This window comes from Salinivibrio sp. YCSC6, from assembly GCF_004916735.1.
In the GTDB taxonomy this organism is placed as follows: Bacteria; Pseudomonadota; Gammaproteobacteria; order Enterobacterales; family Vibrionaceae; genus Salinivibrio; species Salinivibrio proteolyticus.
Map to the genome: position 1 here is coordinate 95,526 of NZ_CP039516.1, position 18,495 is coordinate 114,020.

The following is an 18,495-nucleotide window of genomic DNA, read 5'->3' on the forward strand; positions in this document are numbered from 1 at the left end:
CCCATATCGCTATGGGGCGTAAGTGGGATGATTTAGTCGAGCTGAGGCCCGGCTGAAACCAGAGCAGCCCCTTCTGGGGTGTCGGTGTACTTGTCGAAATTATCGATAAAGCGTTGGGCAAGGTCCTTCGCTTTGCTTTCCCACTGGAGTGGATCGACATAGGTGTCACGCGGGTCAAGGATGCCATCGTTGACCTCGTCGAGTGAGACGGGCACGGTGAGATTGAAGATAGGAATCGTCTTCGTTTCTGCTTTCTCAATCGAACCATCTAAGATAGCGTCAATAATGGCGCGGGTATCTTTAATCGAAATACGCTTGCCTGAGCCGTTCCAACCAGTATTCACTAGGTAGGCTTCTGCACCTGCCGCTTCCATACGTTTGACCAACACTTCTGCATACTTGGTTGGGTGCAAGGTCAAGAATGCGGCCCCGAAAGCAGCTGAGAAGGTAGGGGTTGGCTCTGTAATACCACGCTCAGTGCCGGCCAGCTTGGCGGTAAAGCCTGACAGGAAGTGATACTTGGTCTGCTCAGGCGTCAGTTTAGACACCGGCGGTAGCACGCCAAACGCATCCGCGGAGAGGAAGATCACCTTGTTGGCATGTCCGCCTTTCGACACTGGCTTAACGATATTATCGATGTGATAAATCGGGTAAGACACTCGGGTGTTTTCGGTTTTGGAGTTGTCGTCAAAGTCGATACGGCCATCGCCACGTACGGTGACGTTTTCAAGCAGCGCATCGCGGCGAATGGCATTGTAAATATCGGGCTCTGCTTCTTTGGACAGCTTAATGGTTTTTGCATAGCAGCCGCCTTCAAAGTTAAACACACCATGATCGTCCCAGCCGTGTTCGTCGTCGCCAATCAGCTGACGCTTCGGATCGGTGGAGAGGGTTGTTTTACCCGTGCCAGATAGGCCGAAGAAAATCGCGACGTCGCCGTCTTTGCCCATATTTGCCGAGCAGTGCATGGACGCGATGTCTTGCAAGGGCAAGAAATAATTCATCATGGCGAACATGCCTTTTTTCATCTCGCCGCCGTACCATGTCCCGCCGATAAGCTGCATGCGCTCGGTGAGGTTGAAGACCGTGAAGTTTTCCGAGTTCAAACCATGCTCGCGCCATTTATTGTTGACGCATTTAGCACCGTTCATGACCACAAAGTCGGGTTCAAAGTCTTTTAGCTCTTCATCGGTAGGACGGATAAACATGTTTTTCACAAAGTGCGCTTGCCACGCCACTTCGGTGATCACACGGATCCGTAAACGCGTGTTAGGGTTGGCACCGCAGTAGCCATCAATCACAAACAGACGTTTGCCAGAGAGTTGCTGGGTGACTAAAGCTTTTAAATCTTTCCAAACGGCGTGATCAATCGGCTTGTTATCGTTTTTCCCTTGATCGGACCACCACACGGTATCGCGGGTGGTGTCATCACGCACAATGTATTTATCTTTTGGTGAACGGCCAGTAAAAATACCGGTATCCACCGCCACAGCGCCGAGCTCAGTCACCACGCCTTTTTCGTAGCCTTCCAGCCCAGGTTTGGTTTCTTCCTCGAACAGCTGTTCATAAGAGGGATTGCGAATGACTTCTTTGACATTTTCCAGACCATGACGGGAAAGATCGATGCCGGCGACTTCGGATTCGACGTTCAGGACAGTCATAGGTGCTCCTTGGGGTAAGATGTTGTTAACTGTCTTTATGCTAGCAACCTGAATAGTGCCATTCAGGGAGTTACTGCAAAAAATTACCGCACGCACACTAGGGCTATTTTGATTGTAGGGTACTGACCACCAGGTGACGTGACTCCCTCTATGGTAACGCTTAGTTAAACGTTTGCGCTACCCACAGAGCTCTTATTGTTTGTACAAAATTAATGCGCAAAAAAATGTGAGATGTGTCCGAGGAGACCAAGAAAAAAGCCAGCTTGATGCTGGCTTTTGAACTAAGTTGGGTTTCTTTGTTTTATGCAACTAAATATGTAGCACGTTTTTCACTGCATTTGTGACGATGAATCGGCGTTCTGCTCAAAGATGGCTGCGACATCGACGCTGTCAAACGCATAATCACTGCCGCAATAATCACAGTGCAAACGAATTGTGCCCATTTCTGCAATCATTTTATCGACTTCGCTGCGTTCAATCGCGGCTATCGCTTGTGCGCTGCGCTCGCGTGAACAGCTGCATTTGAAGCATACTGACTGAGGATCGAAAACGGTGACGCTTTCTTGGTGATATAGACGATAAAGGACGTCTTTTGCATCAAGGCCAAATAATTCATCATTTTTAACGGTTTCAGTCAGCTTCGCCAAATGGTCAAAGTCGTTATCGTCCCCTTTGCCATCCGGTAGCACTTGCAGCATCATTCCGGCCGCGTGACGTTTGCCATCAAACTCACCGGTGCGCAACCAAAGTCGCGTTTCCAGTTGCTCTGAACGTGCAAAGTAGTCTTCAAGGCAGCCTTGCAGATGATCCGAGTCTAAGCCCACAATGCCTTGATAGCGTTCGCCGTCGACCGGTTCGATAGTGATAATGAGCTGCCCCTTACCGAGCATTTCAGGTAGGGTTGCATCGGCTTTGATGTCGCCTTTCAGGCGTGCGGTACCGCGCAGTTGCTGCTGGTGGTCACCATTGATCACCGCCAGTGATACCGGACCGTCACCTTGTAGTTGCACGGTAATCGAGCCTTCAAATTTTAAGGTGGCAGTGAGCAAGCTGGTGGCGACAAGCATCTCCCCCAGTAGCGCTTGGACGGGCGCAGGGTAGTCTTGGTTTTCCAAGATGCGTTGATAGGTTTCATCGAGCTTGACCAGCTCACCACGCACAGACACATCTTTAAATAGGTAACGGTGTAGTTGATCGTTTGACATGCAATCTCTCTCCGGCTTAGGGCCTGGTTAGTGGGATCGGCCTTACTCTATGCCTTGTTTAAACTTACGAATATCTCGGCGTTGTTTCTTATCCGGCCGGCTTTCTGGGCGCGGATTGTGTGCGTGTAAGCGACGCATTTCCGTGTTGTGCTCACGCTGTTTGATACTGTCTTGGGTTTCTTGATACAGCGTCTGCGCAATCGGCGCACCCTGACGCTGCTCTGATAATTCTAATACAGTAATGGTTTTTTCTTCGTGTCCTTGCCGAAGTCGGATCTCAGCACCTACTTCAACCATTTTGCTAGGTTTGGCGCGCTGGCCATTATAATGCACCTTGCCGCCGTCAATCATGTTACGTGCGATTGACCGTGTTTTGTAGAACCGAGCGGCCCATAGCCACTTGTCTAGCCTGACTGCCGTCAAGGGCGCCGATGCGTGTGTTTTCATGACTCAACTCCTGCGCAATCCGGATGGGCGACATTAGCACAAAAATTCCTTTAGAGCAGTATCACAGCGTCGAGGTATAATCCGACCTAAATGTGCTGGCTTGGTTAGGATGTGGGATTACGACAAAAATGAAAATTATCTCAATATCACATCGTGTTTTTGCTAGTATGCCCAGCTTTTCGTAATCTAATGATGGAACTTGATGGTAAAAAAAGCCATCAATGGACACTCGGTGACTCAATTTGGTTTGGAAGGGATGATGCGTAAGGCAGGACGCCAGCATGGCACGTTCACTGTGTCACCGCAGCAGGTGGCACGACTTGCGACGTGGCTAAACATTTTACTGTTCCTCGTTCTGGCATGGTTGGCTGGGCGAATGGTGTGGGCGTTTTATGCGCCTGCACCCGCACCTGTATTGTCCGTAGCAAGCCAGTCGGCGTCGTCCTCTCGCACTGCGACGGACCCTTTTTCGTTGGCACCTATCGTTAATGCCCAATTGTTTGGGCGTTACCAAGCGGCCGCCCAACCCACGCAACATGCGGTGACCAATGTCCCCGAAACCCGGCTACGCCTAACTTTGGTTGGCGTGGTGGCCAGTAACGATCCTAAGCGTGCATTGGCCGTGATCGCGAACGGCGGCCGTCAAGTGACTTACGGTGTGGGTGAGCAGGTGAAAGGGACCCAAGTCAGTGTCGATCAAGTCTTATCCGATCGGGTGATATTACGCCAAGGGTCAAGACGCGAAGCGCTCCTTATGCCAGGGGTCGATGCAGATAGTACACCGCAGACCGTTTTTTCCTCCCCTACTGATGCGTCGACGCCCCCAAAGTCGATGGCGACCAAGCGGCAGACCAGCCCTGACTGGCCTGCCGACTTAGCGCAGCAGCTTAGTCAGAACCCGCAACGCTTATTTGACTTTGTGCAGCTGTCACAAGTGCGCGAAGGCGATCAAATAAAGGGCTTTCGCCTCACTCCGGGACGCAATCCAATCTTTTTTGAGCAATCCGGCTTACAGGCAGGGGATATTGCTGTCGCTATCAATGGTCTGACGTTAAGTCAGTCTGCAGCACTGCCTGATATTCTAGGACGCATTCAACAACAGGGATCGCTTGACTTGGTTATCGAGCGACAAGGACAACAACATGACATCTCGATTCAACTTTAATCCACAGCATTCGCCGTCAGCGGCCGTAGGAGTGTGACGTGAAGGGAAAACAACGACTGATCCCCTATCTGATGGCCGCGAGCCTTCTCTTTTCTGGTATCCCAGCCGGCGCCGCTGAGTTTAGTGCCTCTTTTAAGGGCACAGATATTCAGGAATTTATTGAGATCGTTGGCCGTAATCTCGAAAAAACCATCATTGTTGATCCCTCGGTTCGTGGCACCATCAATGTTCGTAGTTACGATACCCTGACCGATGAACAGTACTATCAGTTTTTCTTAAACGTACTCGAAGTGTATGGCTTTGCCGTGGTCGAGATGGAAAATGGTGTTGTTAAAGTGGTCCGCGACAAAGATGCCAAAACCTCACCGGTACCAGTGGTCGGTGAAGACGATAGTGTGGTGGGGGATGAAGTTGTCACTCGCGTAGTCGCGGTAAAAAATGTGTCGGTACGTGAGCTATCCCCTTTGTTGCGCCAGCTGATTAACAATGCGGGAGCGGGTAACGTAGTCCACTACGATCCGGCTAATGTGATCATGATTACTGGGCGTGCAGCGGTCGTAAATCGCTTGACTGACATTATCCGTCGAGTGGACCAAGCCGGCGATAAAGAGGTGGAAGTGGTGCGTTTAGATCACGCCTCTGCCGCAGAAATGGTACGGATTGTTGAAGCGCTAAACGAGCGAGACAACGCCAATAATGCCCCCGATCTCCTTAAACCACGCTTTGTCGCTGATGAGCGCTTAAACGCCGTTTTGATCTCAGGTGAACCTAAAGTACGCGAACGAGTGAAAAAGCTGATCAGACAGCTTGATCAGGAAATGGCGACCACAGGTAACAGCCGAGTCATTTACCTGCGCTATGCCAAAGCGGAAGATGTGGTAGATGTTCTTCAAGGTGTGTCAGATAACTTACTGAAAGAAAAAGAAGAGAAGAGTAAACCGGGTGCCCAAAAGCAAGCGGTACAAATTTCTTCGCACCAAGGCACCAACTCGTTGGTGATCACTGCGCCGCCCGATATCCTCAAAACCTTGGAAAGTGTGATCTCTCAGCTGGATATTCGTCGTGCGCAAGTACTGATTGAAGCACTAATCGTAGAGATGTCAGAGTCTGATGGCGCCAATTTAGGCATCCAGTGGGGCTCGCTTGAAAATGGTGGCATTCAGTTCACCAATACAGGAGTTGGTGTATCGAGTTATCTCGGTGGATTAGAAGCGACCAAAGACAGGACACGTACCGAAACGCGGATCATTGACGGTGAAGAAAAAACTGTTGAAATCAAAGAGTCAGGTGATTACTCCGCGCTCAATGAAGTGTTAGGTGGATTAAATGGTATTGCCGCCGGGGTCATTATGGGAGATTGGACCGCGTTGGTGACTGCGGTGGCCTCGAATAACGAATCCAATATCCTTTCGTCACCCAACTTGATGGTGCTGGATAATCAAGAAGCGTCGTTTATTGTCGGTGAGGAAGTCCCTGTGATTACCGGTTCACGGACCGGTTCGAATAACGATAACCCGTTCCAAACCGTCGAGCGTAAAGATGTGGGTATCAAACTAAAAGTTACCCCACAAATTAATGAAGGCTCTGCGGTGCTCTTGGATATTGAACAAGAGGTATCGAATGTCTTGGGGGCCAGTGGTGCCGTGGATGTGCGCTTTGGTAAACGCCAATTAAACACGTCAGTGATGGTGGGCGATCAGCAAATGATTGTGCTCAGCGGTTTGATTGATGAGCGTACTGTAGAAAGTGAGTCCAAAGTGCCTTTATTGGGAGATATTCCGGTGCTGGGTCATCTGTTTAAATCCACCTCCACGGGGACAGAAAAGAAAAACCTGATGCTGTTTATCAAGCCCACCATTATTCGTACCGGCTTAACCGCAGATGGTGTGACACAGCGTAAATATAATTACATCCGTGCCGAACAACTGCTGCGCGCACAAGATGGGGTCAAATTGATGCCAGATGCGAAAAAGCCTGTGTTGCCTGATTATAAGAGTGATGCGGTGATGCCGGCCGAAGTGCGTGCATTACAAGCGGAGCTGGCAGGATGACGGATCGAACGGTCGCACTCGCGAACGAGCCAGAGAGTAAATGGCAGTTACCGTTTGGCTTTGCGCGTCGTCATGGGGTGTTAATTCAGTCCGATGCGTCGCAGGCTCGGTTGTTGTGTTTACCGTCGGTGGCTCCTGAGACCTTGGTTGAAGTGCAACGTTTATGGGGTGCGTGCTTAGTGCCAGAAACCGTGGATGAGGCCTATTTTGAGCAGCAATTGACGGTACTCTATCAGCGAGACAGTGCGGATGCGCAGCAGCTGATGGCTGACATTGGCGCCGATGCAGACAGTGATGATTTCTTCTCATTGGCCGAAGAGTTGCCGCAGAGCGAGGATTTGCTTGAGTCGGAGGACGACGCCCCTATCATCAAGTTGATTAACGCCATGCTGGGTGAAGCGATCAAGGAAAGTGCCTCGGATATCCATATCGAAACCTTTGAGCATGCATTGTCGATTCGTTTTCGTGTCGATGGGGTGTTGCGCGAAGTCTTATCACCGAGCCGCAAGTTAGCCCCTTTGCTGGTATCACGTGTCAAAGTGATGGCCAAACTCGATATTGCCGAAAAGCGTGTGCCACAAGATGGGCGCATCTCGGTCCGCATCGGCGGTCGCGCCGTCGATGTGCGGGTATCGACTATGCCGTCCTCTCACGGTGAGCGTGTGGTGATGCGTTTGCTCGATAAAAACGCGGTACAACTCGACTTGGCTCAGTTGGGGATGGTGCCTGAATTGCACGAGAACTTCCGTCATCTTATTCATAAACCGCATGGGATCTTACTGGTCACGGGTCCAACGGGGTCGGGGAAATCGACCACGCTGTATGCGGGCTTACAAACCATTAACAGTGAAGATCGCAATATTCTTACGGTAGAAGATCCGATCGAATTTGATCTTCCCGGTATCGGGCAGACCCAAGTTAATCCTAAGGTCGATATGACCTTTGCGCGAGGGTTGCGTGCCATGCTGCGTCAAGATCCTGACGTGGTTATGGTGGGGGAAATCCGCGACTTAGAAACCGCTCAAATCGCCGTGCAAGCGTCTCTCACTGGTCACTTGGTGATGTCGACTTTACACACCAACACCGCCATTGGGGCGGTAACACGTTTGCGCGATATGGGCATCGAGCCCTTTTTGCTTTCCTCCTCCTTGCTTGGCGTGCTAGCACAGCGCTTGGTTCGCACCCTTTGCAGCGATTGCCGTATCCCTTATCAAGCTGATGCCAGCCAGCAGCAATTGTTTGTGGATGTGGGGTTGGCTCAGCCTGGCGATAACGTCACCTTGTATAAAGCGGGGGGCTGTTCGCGTTGTCACCACAAAGGTTACAAGGGGCGAACGGGGATTCATGAACTACTGACGGTCGACGAGAAGGTGCAAGCACTGATTCATCACGATGCGGGTGAGCATGCGATTGAACAAGCGGTGCGCGCACAGAGTCCGAGTATCCGCTACGACGGACTGGCCAAAGTGCTACAAGGAAAAACCACGCTTGAAGAAGTGATGCGAGTCACCAAGGAGAGCTGATGGCGGCGTTTGATTACCAAGCTTTAGATACGCGAGGGCGTAAACGCAAAGGTGTGATTGAAGCGGATACGCCTCGACAGGCGCGCCAGCAGCTCCGTGACAAAGGGCTGACGCCATTGGTGGTCAACGCGACCACACGCAAGCGTAGTCAGCAAAAGACCGAGACGTCGCGGCCTTTGTTTTCATCACGCAATCGCGGTATTAGCACCCAAGAGCTGTCGTTGATCACGCGTCAATTGGCGACCTTGATTGAGGCTGCGATGCCACTGGAAGAGTGTTTACGGGCGGTGGCGGAGCAAGCGGAGAAGCCGCGTATTGGCAGTATGATGACCAGTGTGCGCGCGCGGGTGATGGAAGGCTATACCCTTGCTGATGCGCTCGCCGATTATCCGCTAGTGTTTGATGAACTGTACCGTGCCATGATTGCGGCGGGCGAAAAAGCCGGTCATTTGGGCACGGTGCTGGAGCGATTGGCGGACTATGTGGAAAATCGTCAGCGCATTCAATCAACTCTACTACAAGCGATGCTTTATCCCGCCATTTTGACGTTTTTCTCTGTGGTGATTGTCGCCTTTTTGTTGGCGACCGTGGTGCCTGACATCGTCGGCCAGTTTGTTCAAACCGGTCAATCCTTACCCGCATCGACACAGTTTCTCCTCAACGCCAGTGATTTTATTACTCAATGGGGAATTTGGGTCGTGGGTGGCCTTATCTTACTCAGTGCGGGAATACGCACATTGCTGAAGGACAAGCAACGGCGATTGACGTGGGACAAACAAAAGTTGTCGTTACCGGTCTTGGGGCGCGTTGCACGAGGCCTCAACACATCGCGCTTTGCACGCACACTCGCGATTTGTACTGCCAGTGCAATCCCGCTTTTGGATGGTATGAAGGTCGCCGCACAGGTGATTACCAACCAGTATGTGCGTACCCGAGTGCTCGAGGCCGCGGATAAGGTGCGAGAAGGTGCTAGCTTGCGAGTGGCACTGGATCAATCTGGGCTTTTTCCGCCAATGATGTTGCATATGATTGCCAGCGGTGAACGCAGTGGGGAACTTGAACCCATGCTCACACGGGCGGCGGACAACCAAGATAAAGATTTTGAGGCGCAGGTGAACGTGGCATTAGGTGTGTTTGGGCCGCTGATGATTGTGCTCATGGCAGGTCTGGTGCTCTTTATTGTCGTCGCCACTTTGATGCCAATTATTGCCATGAACAACATGGTGGGGTTGTGATTTTATGATAATAAACAAGGAGAACAAGATGCGTCGTCAACAAGGTTTTACGCTTCTCGAGGTGATGGTCGTGGTGGTCATCATTGGTTTGCTAGCCAGCTTTGTCGCCCCTAACTTATTGGGCAACAAAGATAAAGCAGCAGTGAAAAAGGCGATCGCAGATGTCAGCGCGCTCGAAAATGCGCTGGATATGTACAAACTGGACAATAACCAGTACCCCACCACCGACCAAGGACTTGATGCACTTGTGACCAAGCCACAAAGTGAACCCGTGCCACGTAACTATCCGGCACAAGGTTATATCAAGCGTTTGCCTAAAGACCCTTGGAACAATGACTATCGCTATGTGAGCCCAGGTGAGCATGGTGTGATTGATGTGTTCTCGCTAGGCGCGGATGGGCAAGAAGGCGGTGAAGGGATCAATCAAGATATTGGTAACTGGAACCTGAACGAGCTGCAATAACATGCGTCAGGCGGCGGGCTTCACGTTACTCGAAATCCTGTTGGTGGTAGTGATTATTGCCGTCAGCGCCTCAGGCGTGGTGATGGTGTGGCCCGAGCCTGTTGACACCCGGACCGAGCAAGCCGGCCAAGCTTTGTATCAGCGCATTAAGTTATGGGCAGAGCAAAGTTGGCTGGAAGGGCAGACTTACGGGGTGCGGATCAACAACCATGATTATCAATTGCTGAAGTTAGGCGAAGAAAACTGGCAAACGGTGAGCAGTGATCGTTGGGCAACCCAAGGGACCTTGCCTGAACAAAGCCGCTTTGCGTTAAGTATGGATGGCTTTGGTTGGCAGCAGCAAGACCGGTTATTTGAAGACAAACCGCTGTTCGAAAACATGTTTGAAGAAGACGGTGAAACCGCTGTAGCGCCTCCTCAGATTTGGCTATTACCGAATGGCGAAATCACTCCCTTTACGCTCACCATCGAAACCGACGGTCGTGCCATGTGGCAATTAAAGGCCAATGAACTGGCGCAATTTCGCTGGCAGCGGGCCGAGGAGGATGGATGATGCCTAAGACCCAACATGGGATGACGTTACTGGAAGTGCTAGTTGCAGTGGCCATTTTTGCGGTTGCCGCGCTCAGTGTGATGAAAGCCACTGGGCAGCATACCCGCTCACTAAGTCGCCTGGAGCAAAAAACCTTGGCGGCGATGGTGGCTGACAATCAGTTGGCTGAGGTAGTGCTGAGCGGCAAGGTGCCGGACAAAGCCACCCAAGGCACCACGGAGATGGCCGGGCAGCGCTGGCAGTGGCAGTTGACGCCGATTGCGACTAACACGGGACCACTGCGAGCGATGGATCTCGCCGTTGCAGCAGCAGAATCGACAGACAATCCACTGGTAACCGTGAGGACCTATGTCGCCACGCGCTGAAAAGGGGTTTACCTTACTGGAAGTGTTACTGGCGCTGGTGGTCTTCGCCAGCATTAGCCTGACTGCGTATCAAGTGCTACAGACGGTGCAGCGCAGTGACGAGCAATCGCGCCAAGTGGGAGAAACGCTGCAACAATTACAGCGTGCACTGGTGATCATGGACAGTGATTTTCGCCAAATGGCCGCGCGGCGCCAGCGTATGGATGGCCAAGCCCCCAGTGAGCAATTACTAACTGCAGGCAAAGAGGTGCTGGGCGGGGATGCTATGGGCGTGCGCTTTACCCGTACCGGTTGGATTAATCCCCAGTATCGTTTTCCGCGTAGCGAAGTGGTGGCGGTGGGTTATCGCCAGCGAGATGGCAAGTTGGAGCGGTTACGTTGGCGCTATCCGGATCAGGCTGCCGGTGAACAACCGGCGGTGATGACATTGCTGGACGATATTGATGATCTCACCTTCCGCTTTAACGTGAAGGGGACTTGGCAGAGCAGTTTTGATACCCCTCACGCATTGCCCGATGCCATTCAACTGCGTTTTACCCATCCTCGCTATGGCCAGCTAGTACGGACGTATTTATTGGCCGGACAAACGCTGCCTGCAGCGCTACAGCGGGAGGCAGAATGAGTCGTCAACGCGGTACAGCGTTATTGGTCGTGATGTTGATTATGGCGTTGATGACAGCGATAGCCGGTAGCATGGCATCGCGCTTATTTACTAATTACAACCGCGCGGAAAATCAGCTTCATTTTCAGCAAGCCTATTGGTACGGCATGGCCGTCGAAGGGCTTGCCGCAGCGGTGCTGCGAGACAGTTTATCTGGCAGTGACACGGTGAATTTAAGTCAAAGTTGGGCCGAGAAAGAGCGCAGCTTTCCGCTAGAAGGTGGCACAGTAAGTGGTCACTTACGAGATGCACAAGCCTGCTTTAATTTGAATAGCTTGCAGCTGCGTGGCGCGACCCTAGGCAGTGCGGTGCCCTATGAAGTGACGGTACTCAGAGCCTTGGTCGGCAGTGGGGTCGATGATGAGTACCAAGCGGATGTGATTGCCCAATCTACGCGAGACTTTGTGGATGAAAACAATCAACTGGATCAGTCGCTCGGGGCCGAAGATGCCCACTATGAGAGTTTACGTCCTCCCTATGTGACGGCGGATGCCGTGCTAGCCGACCGTAGCGAGTGGCGTGCGGTCAAAGGAGTCAATGCACAGGTCTTTCAGCGTTTATCCGCTCAGGTTTGTGCGATTCCCAGTGCGGAGCTGAAAATCAATGTCAATACACTGACGGATAAGCAGGCGCCTTTGCTGGCGGCGCTGTTTACCCCTGCGCTGTCGATAGAACAAGCCAAACAGGTGATCGCACAGCGCCCTGATGCTGGGTGGAAAAATGTCGACGCCTTTATGGCGGTGTTAAACCTGAGTGAGTTCGATGACAAAGCCCGTGAGCAGGTGATCCCACATCTCACGGTGACCAGCGAGTTTTTTTTATTACAGGCCGATGTGACCGTGGCGTCTGCCCAACGTCACATTCAGGCGTTATTGCACTATCAAGACGATGGCACCACAAGCGTGGTGCGTCGTCGCTTTGGAGGAATGCGTGAGCGAGCGACTGATAATAAGGATCAGTGATGCCAGCCAGCCGATCTTTTGGGCCCAGGTGCGTGTGAGTGACAATCAGGTCACCGCGACCGGTGAATGCGATCATCTGTCAGCCTTGACGGAGCAAGCACAAACGCGGCGTGTAGTGATCTTAGTGGATAGCACTTGGGTGACCCTCAGGTCGGTGACCTTGCCGCCCGGCTCTCGGCGTCAGCGCGATAAAGTGGTGCCTTACTTACTTGAAGAGGCATTGGCCGATGATGTGGACAGGGTACACGTCAGTATTTTGCGTGTCTCGGGCAGTCTTGCCCACGTGGCGGTGGTAGCACACGACAAAATGCAAGCCTGGCAGCAAGCGCTGGCGGATGCAGATATCCATGCGCGGCAATGGCTACCCGATGTGCTGTGTTTACCGTGGCAGACAAACCATTTGACGGTTGCGCCACTGGGTGAGCAATGGCTGTGTCGGCATCATGACAGTCAAGGTGTGGTGGGATCGCGTGACTGGCTTCGTTTCTGGGCGCACGCGTGGCGAGCTCAACAACAAAAGGTGCTGGAACAGGATCCGGTGGACGCGGATGACGAGGACAAGGCCCCGTCACTCACCTTACATGGATATTGTCCGTCCCATCTTGACCTTGATTGGCCAGTCAGTGGACTGGATGAGGCGGAGGCCAAGTGGCATCCCTGTGACACTGTGATAGGGCTGTTGGCGACACAAAGTCATGCTCTGTCTGCGAACTTGCTAACTGGGCCTTATCGGCCACAAAGCCAGACTAAGCAAACGCTCAAGCCTTTATTACCTGCCGCCTGTTTAGTGTTAGCCATTAGCGCCTTATTAGGCGTTGAACAATGGCTGACGATTCGTGATACCCAACAGCAGGCTCAAGCGCTACGTGCACAGAGCGAGTCTGTCTTTCGCCAGACGTTGCCACAGTATCAGCGCATCCCGACGCAATCGTACATGGTTCGCCAGATGGATGCGGAAATTGCGCGTCTTGAAGGACAGCAACACAATGCTGCGCTTTTGCCTTGGTTAGCGAAATTAGCGCCGATGCTAGAGAAAACGCCCGGTATTCACCTGCAAGCGTTACGTTATCAAGCAGCACGTGAAGTCTTAGTGATCCGAGCCTCCGGCAGCGATTTTGCACAGTTTGAGCGACTACGCGGCTTGCTGAGCGAACACTATACGACCGAGCTTGGGCAGCTCAACCGTAATGGTGACAGCGTAAGTGGTGAGTTTACCTTGAGGAGCGAATCATGATGAGTCAGTTAAAAGCACGCTGGCAATCGCTCAGTGAACGTGAGCAGCGTTTATTGATGGTGGCTGCACTGGTGATGCTACTCAGTGTCTTGTACTGGGGGATCATTGCGCCGATTCAAGCCGAGGCGAACAATGCGCGAGAAGCGCTTGCTAGTGAGCGACGTTTGCTGAGTGATGTACAGCAAAAGCATCAGCAAATTGTTCAGTTGCGCGCACAGTCAGGTGCAAGCAGTCGCGCACCAACCAGCAGTAATCAGCCATTAAACCAAGTGGTGGCGGCCAGCGCAGGGGAGTTTAGTGTCACTATTACTCGCTTGCAGCCCGGTGAGGCGAGTGTCCAATTGGGTGTCGAGCCTTTACCATTTAACCAACTTTTGCGTTGGCTCGACCAACTCGCTCGCTTACATGGCATTCAGGTCGTGCGTCTTGATACGGAAATGACAGATAACGCTGGGGTTGTGAAGGTTAATCGCCTGCAATTAGAACGATAGTCATGAAGAAAAAAATAGTCTTGGGTTTAGCTTGTACGCTGGTTTTTGTACTCAGCGTCGTGATCCACGCACCCGCATCGCTATTGCGTCTGGCCCCCTTGCCGCCTGAACTTAAGGTGGGCGCGATTGAGGGGACAGTGTGGAAAGGACGCATTGCGCAAATACGCTGGCAAGATTACACCGTCGGTCCACTTCGTTGGGATCTTCACGTACACCGTTTATTTACTGCGGCAACGTTAGAAGCGGATATTCGTCTTCGCAGCTCAGATGGGGTGAAAGGGAAAGCAACCGTGGGCTTTGATGGCCATGCAGTTTCTTTATCCCGTGCGCTGGTGTCAGCACCGGCCCAGTTGCTTGCCAGTTCTGTGGCACTCCCTGCCAATGTGGCGATTGAAGGCCATGTGGATCTGGTATTACGCGATCTGGCCTTTACCGAGGCGGGCTGTCAGCGACTCGATGGTCAGCTGCAGTGGCAACAAGCCGCATTACGCTTGCCAATGGGGCGTTTAGCGGACATCCCAGCCAGTGCCACACTCCGTTGTGAGCAGCAAGGTATTCTCGCCGAAGGCCAAGGCGCGTCTTCCTCGCTGAGTAATAAGTTTTCATTGTCAATCACACCGTCGGGGCGATACTCTGTTTCGGGATGGCTCAAGCCGGAAGCCGCGTTCCCACCGCCAATGAAAGAGCCACTTGCTTGGCTGGGTGCGCCGGATCAACAAGGGCGCTATCGCTTTTCTTTTCGAGGCTAATCAAGCCTGTTAGGCTTATCAGTAAAGGGTGCAAATAGGATATGACGCAGCGAAAACCTCCCCAGATCCTGTCTAAGCAAGTGGTTGCCGCTTCTCGTTTATTTAAGGTGGAATCGCTCGACCTCCAGTTTAGTAACGGCGTAAATCGTACCTATGAACGCATGAAGCCTTCGGGCCGTAATGCGGTCATGATGGTGCCGCTGACCGAACAGGGGGATTTGTTGCTGGTGCGAGAATATGCAGCTGGCACGGAGCGATATGAGCTAGGCTTTCCAAAAGGCTTGATTGATAAAGGGGAAGTGCCAGAGCAGGCAGCGGTGCGTGAACTGAAAGAAGAAATAGGCTTGGGCGCCCGCGAGCTTATTCCACTCAAGGAGGTCGTACTGGCTCCGTCGTACTTCTCAAGCCGTATGACACTGATGTTGGCACGTGATTTGTATCCTGAAACCTTGGAAGGGGATGAACCCGAACCACTTGAGGTGATCCGTTGGCCATTAGCTCAAGCGGAGGAGTTGCTGACCCACGGCGATTTCTGTGAAGCGCGCAGTATCACCGCACTAATGATGGCGCTGAAGTACTTACAATCTGAGAGGTGAGGCATGCCACTGCCTGAGTTGTTGCCCGATGTGATTGAAATTACCCGCGCAGCGGGACAAGTGATTCTCGATATTTACCAAGACGGTGATTTTGAAGAAATTACCAAAAGCGATGAAACCCCCGTCACCAGCGCGGATCTTGCTGCACACAAACTGATCACCGAGAAACTGACGGCGTTAACCCCGGATATTCCGGTGTTATCGGAAGAAGATTGTGGTGTGCCCCTCCGTGATCGTCAGCAATGGCAGCGTTACTGGTTGATTGACCCATTGGATGGCACCCAAGAGTTTATTGCGGGGAGTGGCGATTTTGCCACCATTATTGCGCTGGTGGAAAATAACCATCCGGTGATGGGAGTGGTCTATGCCCCTGTCTCGGGTGTGACTTATTATGCGTGCCAAGAAAAAGGGGCGTGGAAAATTACCCCCGATGGCGAAATGCATCGCATCTCGACAATGAAGCGAGAAGAGGCCATCACCTCACTCTCGATTGCCATTAGCCGCCGTCAAGATATTCATGCCGTGACAGAAAAACTCGCCCCTGAGATCAACTATGATTTGGTCCCACTAGGGTCCGCAGCATTGAAAGCGTGTTTGGTCGCTGAAGGCGCGGTAGATTGTTATTTGCGTCTAGGTCCGACTGGGGAGTGGGATACGGCAGCCACCCAATGCATTGTCGAACAAGCAGGAGGGCGGATTTTAAGTACCGAGTTGGATCCCTTGTCATATAACGAGCGTGACTCGTTGCAAAACCCCAACTTTATTGTACTGGGTGATGAATCGCTCGCTTGGTCTTCGATATTGCGTGCATCGTAACAGTCGCGCGAAACGGCACCCGAGGGTGCCGTTTTTTGGTAAGAGACAGCGATTGGTACCGCTTAGAACAAGCGATTTAAGCCGTTGAGTGCAGCAACGCGGTACGCTTCGGCCATGGTCGGGTAGTTAAAGGTGGTGTTGACGAAATAGTCGATGGTATTACCGGCGCCTTTTTGCTCAAAAATCGCTTGGCCGATGTGAATGATTTCCGAGGCGCGTTCACCAAAGCAGTGGATCCCCAAAATCTCACGGGTATCGCGATGAAAGAGGATCTTTAAACTGCCAACATCCATCCCGGCAATTTGGGCGCGAGCGAGATGTTTAAATTGCGAACGCCCGACTTCATACGGGACTTTCTCTGCCGTGAGCTCTTGCTCCGTTTTCCCCACAGAACTGATTTCTGGGATGGTATAAATGCCGGTGGGAATATGTTCAATGAGGCGTGCATTGGCATTGCCTTGGCTAATTGCTTCTGCGACGACCCGTCCCTGATCATAGGCCGCGCTGGCCAAACTTGGATAGCCAATCACATCCCCAACCGCATAAATATGGTCAACCTCGGTCGAGTAATTGTCGTCGACGCTCAGCTGGCCGCGAGAGTCGGGCGTCAGTCCCACCGCACCAAGATTCAACTTATCTGTGTTACCGGTGCGACCGTTGGCATAGAGCAGGCAGTCGGCTTTCATTTTTTTACCTGAGGCAAGATGGACAATGACCCCGTCATCTGTGCCTTCAATGCGCTCATAGGTTTCATCATTGCGGATCAGGACCCCGCTATTCCAGAAATGGTATGACAGGGCATCGGAAATTTCGTTATCCAAGAATGACAACAAGCGATCACGGGTATTGATTAAGTCGACTTTGACGCCAAGCCCGCGAAAAATAGACGCATATTCGCTACCAATGACACCTGCGCCATAAATAATCACATGGCGCGGATCATGCTTGAGTGACAGAATTGAATCACTGTCGTAAATACGTGCGTGGCTAAAATCGACATCGGCTGGTTGATAAGGGCGTGAGCCGGTCGCAATCACAAAATGATCGGCAGTGTAATGCTCTTTGCTGCCGTCAGGGTGGCGAACGGCTAAAGTATGTGCGTCAACAAATTCCGCCATTCCATGGAGCAGCGTGCACTGATTGCGATCGTAAAAACCCTGACGAAGGCGCGTTTGTTTGCCGATCACGGAATCGGCATGGCTCAGGATTTGAGAGAAGGTGCTGTGAATACTTTTGGTGTTCTGGGTGTAGATCGGGCTTTGATTAAACTCAATAATCCGGCTAACGGTGTGACGCAGTGCTTTGGAAGGAATGGTGCCCCAGTGGGTACAGCCACCACCGACAGTGCTTTCGCGTTCTATCACGGCCACGCGCTTGCCCGCCTTGGTTAGCCCCATTGCCGCGCCTTCGCCGCCTGGGCCACTCCCTATTACGATCGCATCAAAATGATCAACAGGGCGAGGATTCGACTTGCTCATAGGATTCAAACCTTATTTTCATTATTGCAACATCCATTTATGACCAGTTTAACGCTTATTGGCAGTAAGGTTAACTTTCCTGCATGATCTGGACGTTCGCGTGGAAAACGCAAGGCGCTGTTCAAGAGGGTGTTTGGCTGATTTAGGACGTAAAAATGCGTATAGTGTCGCCATGATGACGGCAGGTTGAGTGTGATGGGTATTCGAGCAGAACAAAAAGAAAAGACGCGTCGCTCATTGATTGATGCGGCCTTTAGCCAATTGAGTGCGGAGCGAAGCTTCTCAAGCTTGAGTTTGCGAGAAGTCGCGCGTGAAGCAGGCATTGCGCCAACCTCATTTTATCGCCACTTTAAAGACATGGATGAGTTGGGATTAACCATGGTCGATGAGGGGGGGCTCCTGCTTCGTCAGCTGATGCGTCAAGCCCGTCAGCGTATTGCCGCAGAAGGTAGTGTGGTGCGTACCTCGGTCGAAACCTTTATGGAATTTGTTGAAAGCAGCCCCAACGTTTTTCGCTTGCTGCTTCGCGAACGTTCAGGGACCTCAGCGGCGTTCCGTGCGGCTGTAGCACGAGAAATTCAGCACTTTGTCGCAGAATTGACCGAGTATTTGCAGTCTCGCACGCAGCTCACCTATGAAGAAGCGTACAATCAGGCTGAAGCCTGCGTGATCTTGGTATTCAACTCCGGCGCGGAAGCGTTAGATCTTGATACACATTCACGGGCAGAATTGGCCGAGCGAATGGTGATACAATTGCGCATGATAGCCAAGGGAGCTTACTGGTATCGTAAAGATCGTGAGCGGCGGGCATTACAGAAAAAGCTGTCATAACAGGTGAAA

General features: G+C 52.0%; 19 protein-coding genes. 15 read left to right on the plus strand and 4 right to left on the minus strand.

From position 1 onward, the window contains the following. Positions 1 to 32 precede the first annotated feature (32 nt). From pckA to hslR, 3 genes are all read right to left on the minus strand, one after another. On the minus strand, positions 33 to 1,661 hold the full coding sequence (gene pckA, locus E8E00_RS00420) for a phosphoenolpyruvate carboxykinase (ATP) (protein ID WP_069591238.1): 1,629 nt from the start codon (positions 1,659 to 1,661) through the stop codon (positions 33 to 35). 329 nt (positions 1,662 to 1,990) lie between these two features. Beyond that, entirely contained in the window at positions 1,991 to 2,866 is an 876-nt protein-coding gene (hslO, locus tag E8E00_RS00425) for an Hsp33 family molecular chaperone HslO (protein ID WP_069591237.1), read from the minus strand. Between the two features lie 42 nt (positions 2,867 to 2,908). Further along, a complete protein-coding gene (hslR, locus tag E8E00_RS00430; protein WP_077455747.1) occupies positions 2,909 to 3,313 on the minus strand; it encodes a ribosome-associated heat shock protein Hsp15 in 405 nt (134 codons plus the stop codon). Positions 3,314 to 3,515: 202 nt separating this feature from the next. On the opposite strand from hslR, the gene gspC reads away from it, so the two are divergent. The 14 genes from gspC to cysQ all read left to right on the plus strand — a co-directional run bounded on the left by gspC (position 3,516) and on the right by cysQ (position 16,177). Next, positions 3,516 to 4,478 (plus strand): type II secretion system protein GspC, encoded by a 963-nt coding sequence (gene gspC, locus E8E00_RS00435; protein ID WP_096630228.1) that lies wholly within the window; start codon positions 3,516 to 3,518, stop codon positions 4,476 to 4,478. A 71-nt stretch (positions 4,479 to 4,549) separates the two neighbouring features. Further along, entirely contained in the window at positions 4,550 to 6,529 is a 1,980-nt protein-coding gene (gspD, locus tag E8E00_RS00440; RefSeq protein ID WP_096631542.1) for a type II secretion system secretin GspD, read from the plus strand. Further along, positions 6,526 to 8,052 carry a type II secretion system ATPase GspE gene (gene gspE, locus E8E00_RS00445; protein WP_096630225.1) on the plus strand — a complete coding sequence of 509 codons (1,527 nt, stop codon included), beginning with the start codon at positions 6,526 to 6,528 and terminating at the stop codon, positions 8,050 to 8,052. Before gspD ends, gspE begins: the two co-directional genes overlap by 4 nt. Then, complete coding sequence (gene gspF / locus E8E00_RS00450; protein ID WP_096630222.1) at positions 8,052 to 9,287, plus strand: type II secretion system inner membrane protein GspF; 1,236 nt, start codon at positions 8,052 to 8,054, stop codon at positions 9,285 to 9,287. Before gspE ends, gspF begins: the two co-directional genes overlap by 1 nt. Positions 9,288 to 9,291: 4 nt before the next feature. Next, positions 9,292 to 9,750, plus strand: a complete 459-nt coding sequence (gene gspG, locus E8E00_RS00455; protein WP_077480046.1) for a type II secretion system major pseudopilin GspG — start codon at positions 9,292 to 9,294, stop codon at positions 9,748 to 9,750. A 1-nt stretch (position 9,751) separates the two neighbouring features. Next, positions 9,752 to 10,303 (plus strand): type II secretion system minor pseudopilin GspH, encoded by a 552-nt coding sequence (gene gspH / locus E8E00_RS00460; protein ID WP_069591229.1) that lies wholly within the window; start codon positions 9,752 to 9,754, stop codon positions 10,301 to 10,303. Next, positions 10,303 to 10,668 carry a type II secretion system minor pseudopilin GspI gene (gene gspI / locus E8E00_RS00465; RefSeq protein ID WP_371414226.1) on the plus strand — a complete coding sequence of 122 codons (366 nt, stop codon included), beginning with the start codon at positions 10,303 to 10,305 and terminating at the stop codon, positions 10,666 to 10,668. The genes gspH and gspI overlap by 1 nt, the downstream gene beginning before the upstream one ends. Then, the gene (gene gspJ / locus E8E00_RS00470; RefSeq protein ID WP_077480045.1) at positions 10,652 to 11,290 is read left to right on the plus strand and encodes a type II secretion system minor pseudopilin GspJ; all 639 of its coding nucleotides are present in this window, start codon (positions 10,652 to 10,654) and stop codon (positions 11,288 to 11,290) included. Before gspI ends, gspJ begins: the two co-directional genes overlap by 17 nt. After that, positions 11,287 to 12,291, plus strand: a complete 1,005-nt coding sequence (gene gspK / locus E8E00_RS00475) for a type II secretion system minor pseudopilin GspK (RefSeq protein ID WP_096630215.1) — start codon at positions 11,287 to 11,289, stop codon at positions 12,289 to 12,291. Before gspJ ends, gspK begins: the two co-directional genes overlap by 4 nt. Next, positions 12,260 to 13,525: a type II secretion system protein GspL gene (gene gspL / locus E8E00_RS00480; RefSeq protein WP_168174058.1), complete on the plus strand. Its 1,266-nt coding sequence runs from the start codon at positions 12,260 to 12,262 to the stop codon at positions 13,523 to 13,525. The genes gspK and gspL overlap by 32 nt, the downstream gene beginning before the upstream one ends. Further along, complete coding sequence (locus E8E00_RS00485) at positions 13,522 to 14,016, plus strand: type II secretion system protein M (protein ID WP_077640179.1); 495 nt, start codon at positions 13,522 to 13,524, stop codon at positions 14,014 to 14,016. The genes gspL and E8E00_RS00485 overlap by 4 nt, the downstream gene beginning before the upstream one ends. A 2-nt stretch (positions 14,017 to 14,018) precedes the next feature. Further along, positions 14,019 to 14,765 carry a type II secretion system protein N gene (locus tag E8E00_RS00490; RefSeq protein ID WP_069591223.1) on the plus strand — a complete coding sequence of 249 codons (747 nt, stop codon included), beginning with the start codon at positions 14,019 to 14,021 and terminating at the stop codon, positions 14,763 to 14,765. Between the two features lie 41 nt (positions 14,766 to 14,806). Then, on the plus strand, positions 14,807 to 15,361 hold the full coding sequence (gene nudE / locus E8E00_RS00495) for an ADP compounds hydrolase NudE (RefSeq protein ID WP_069591222.1): 555 nt from the start codon (positions 14,807 to 14,809) through the stop codon (positions 15,359 to 15,361). 3 nt (positions 15,362 to 15,364) lie between these two features. Further along, positions 15,365 to 16,177, plus strand: a complete 813-nt coding sequence (cysQ, locus tag E8E00_RS00500; protein ID WP_096630208.1) for a 3'(2'),5'-bisphosphate nucleotidase CysQ — start codon at positions 15,365 to 15,367, stop codon at positions 16,175 to 16,177. A gap of 62 nt (positions 16,178 to 16,239) precedes the next feature. Here the strand turns inward: cysQ and sthA are convergent, their stop codons facing one another. After that, complete coding sequence (gene sthA / locus E8E00_RS00505) at positions 16,240 to 17,655, minus strand: Si-specific NAD(P)(+) transhydrogenase (RefSeq protein WP_077640181.1); 1,416 nt, start codon at positions 17,653 to 17,655, stop codon at positions 16,240 to 16,242. Positions 17,656 to 17,850: 195 nt separating this feature from the next. Here sthA and fabR point away from each other — a divergent pair, with 195 nt between their 5' ends. Next, positions 17,851 to 18,486 carry an HTH-type transcriptional repressor FabR gene (gene fabR / locus E8E00_RS00510; protein ID WP_069586866.1) on the plus strand — a complete coding sequence of 212 codons (636 nt, stop codon included), beginning with the start codon at positions 17,851 to 17,853 and terminating at the stop codon, positions 18,484 to 18,486. Positions 18,487 to 18,495: the final 9 nt, after the last annotated feature.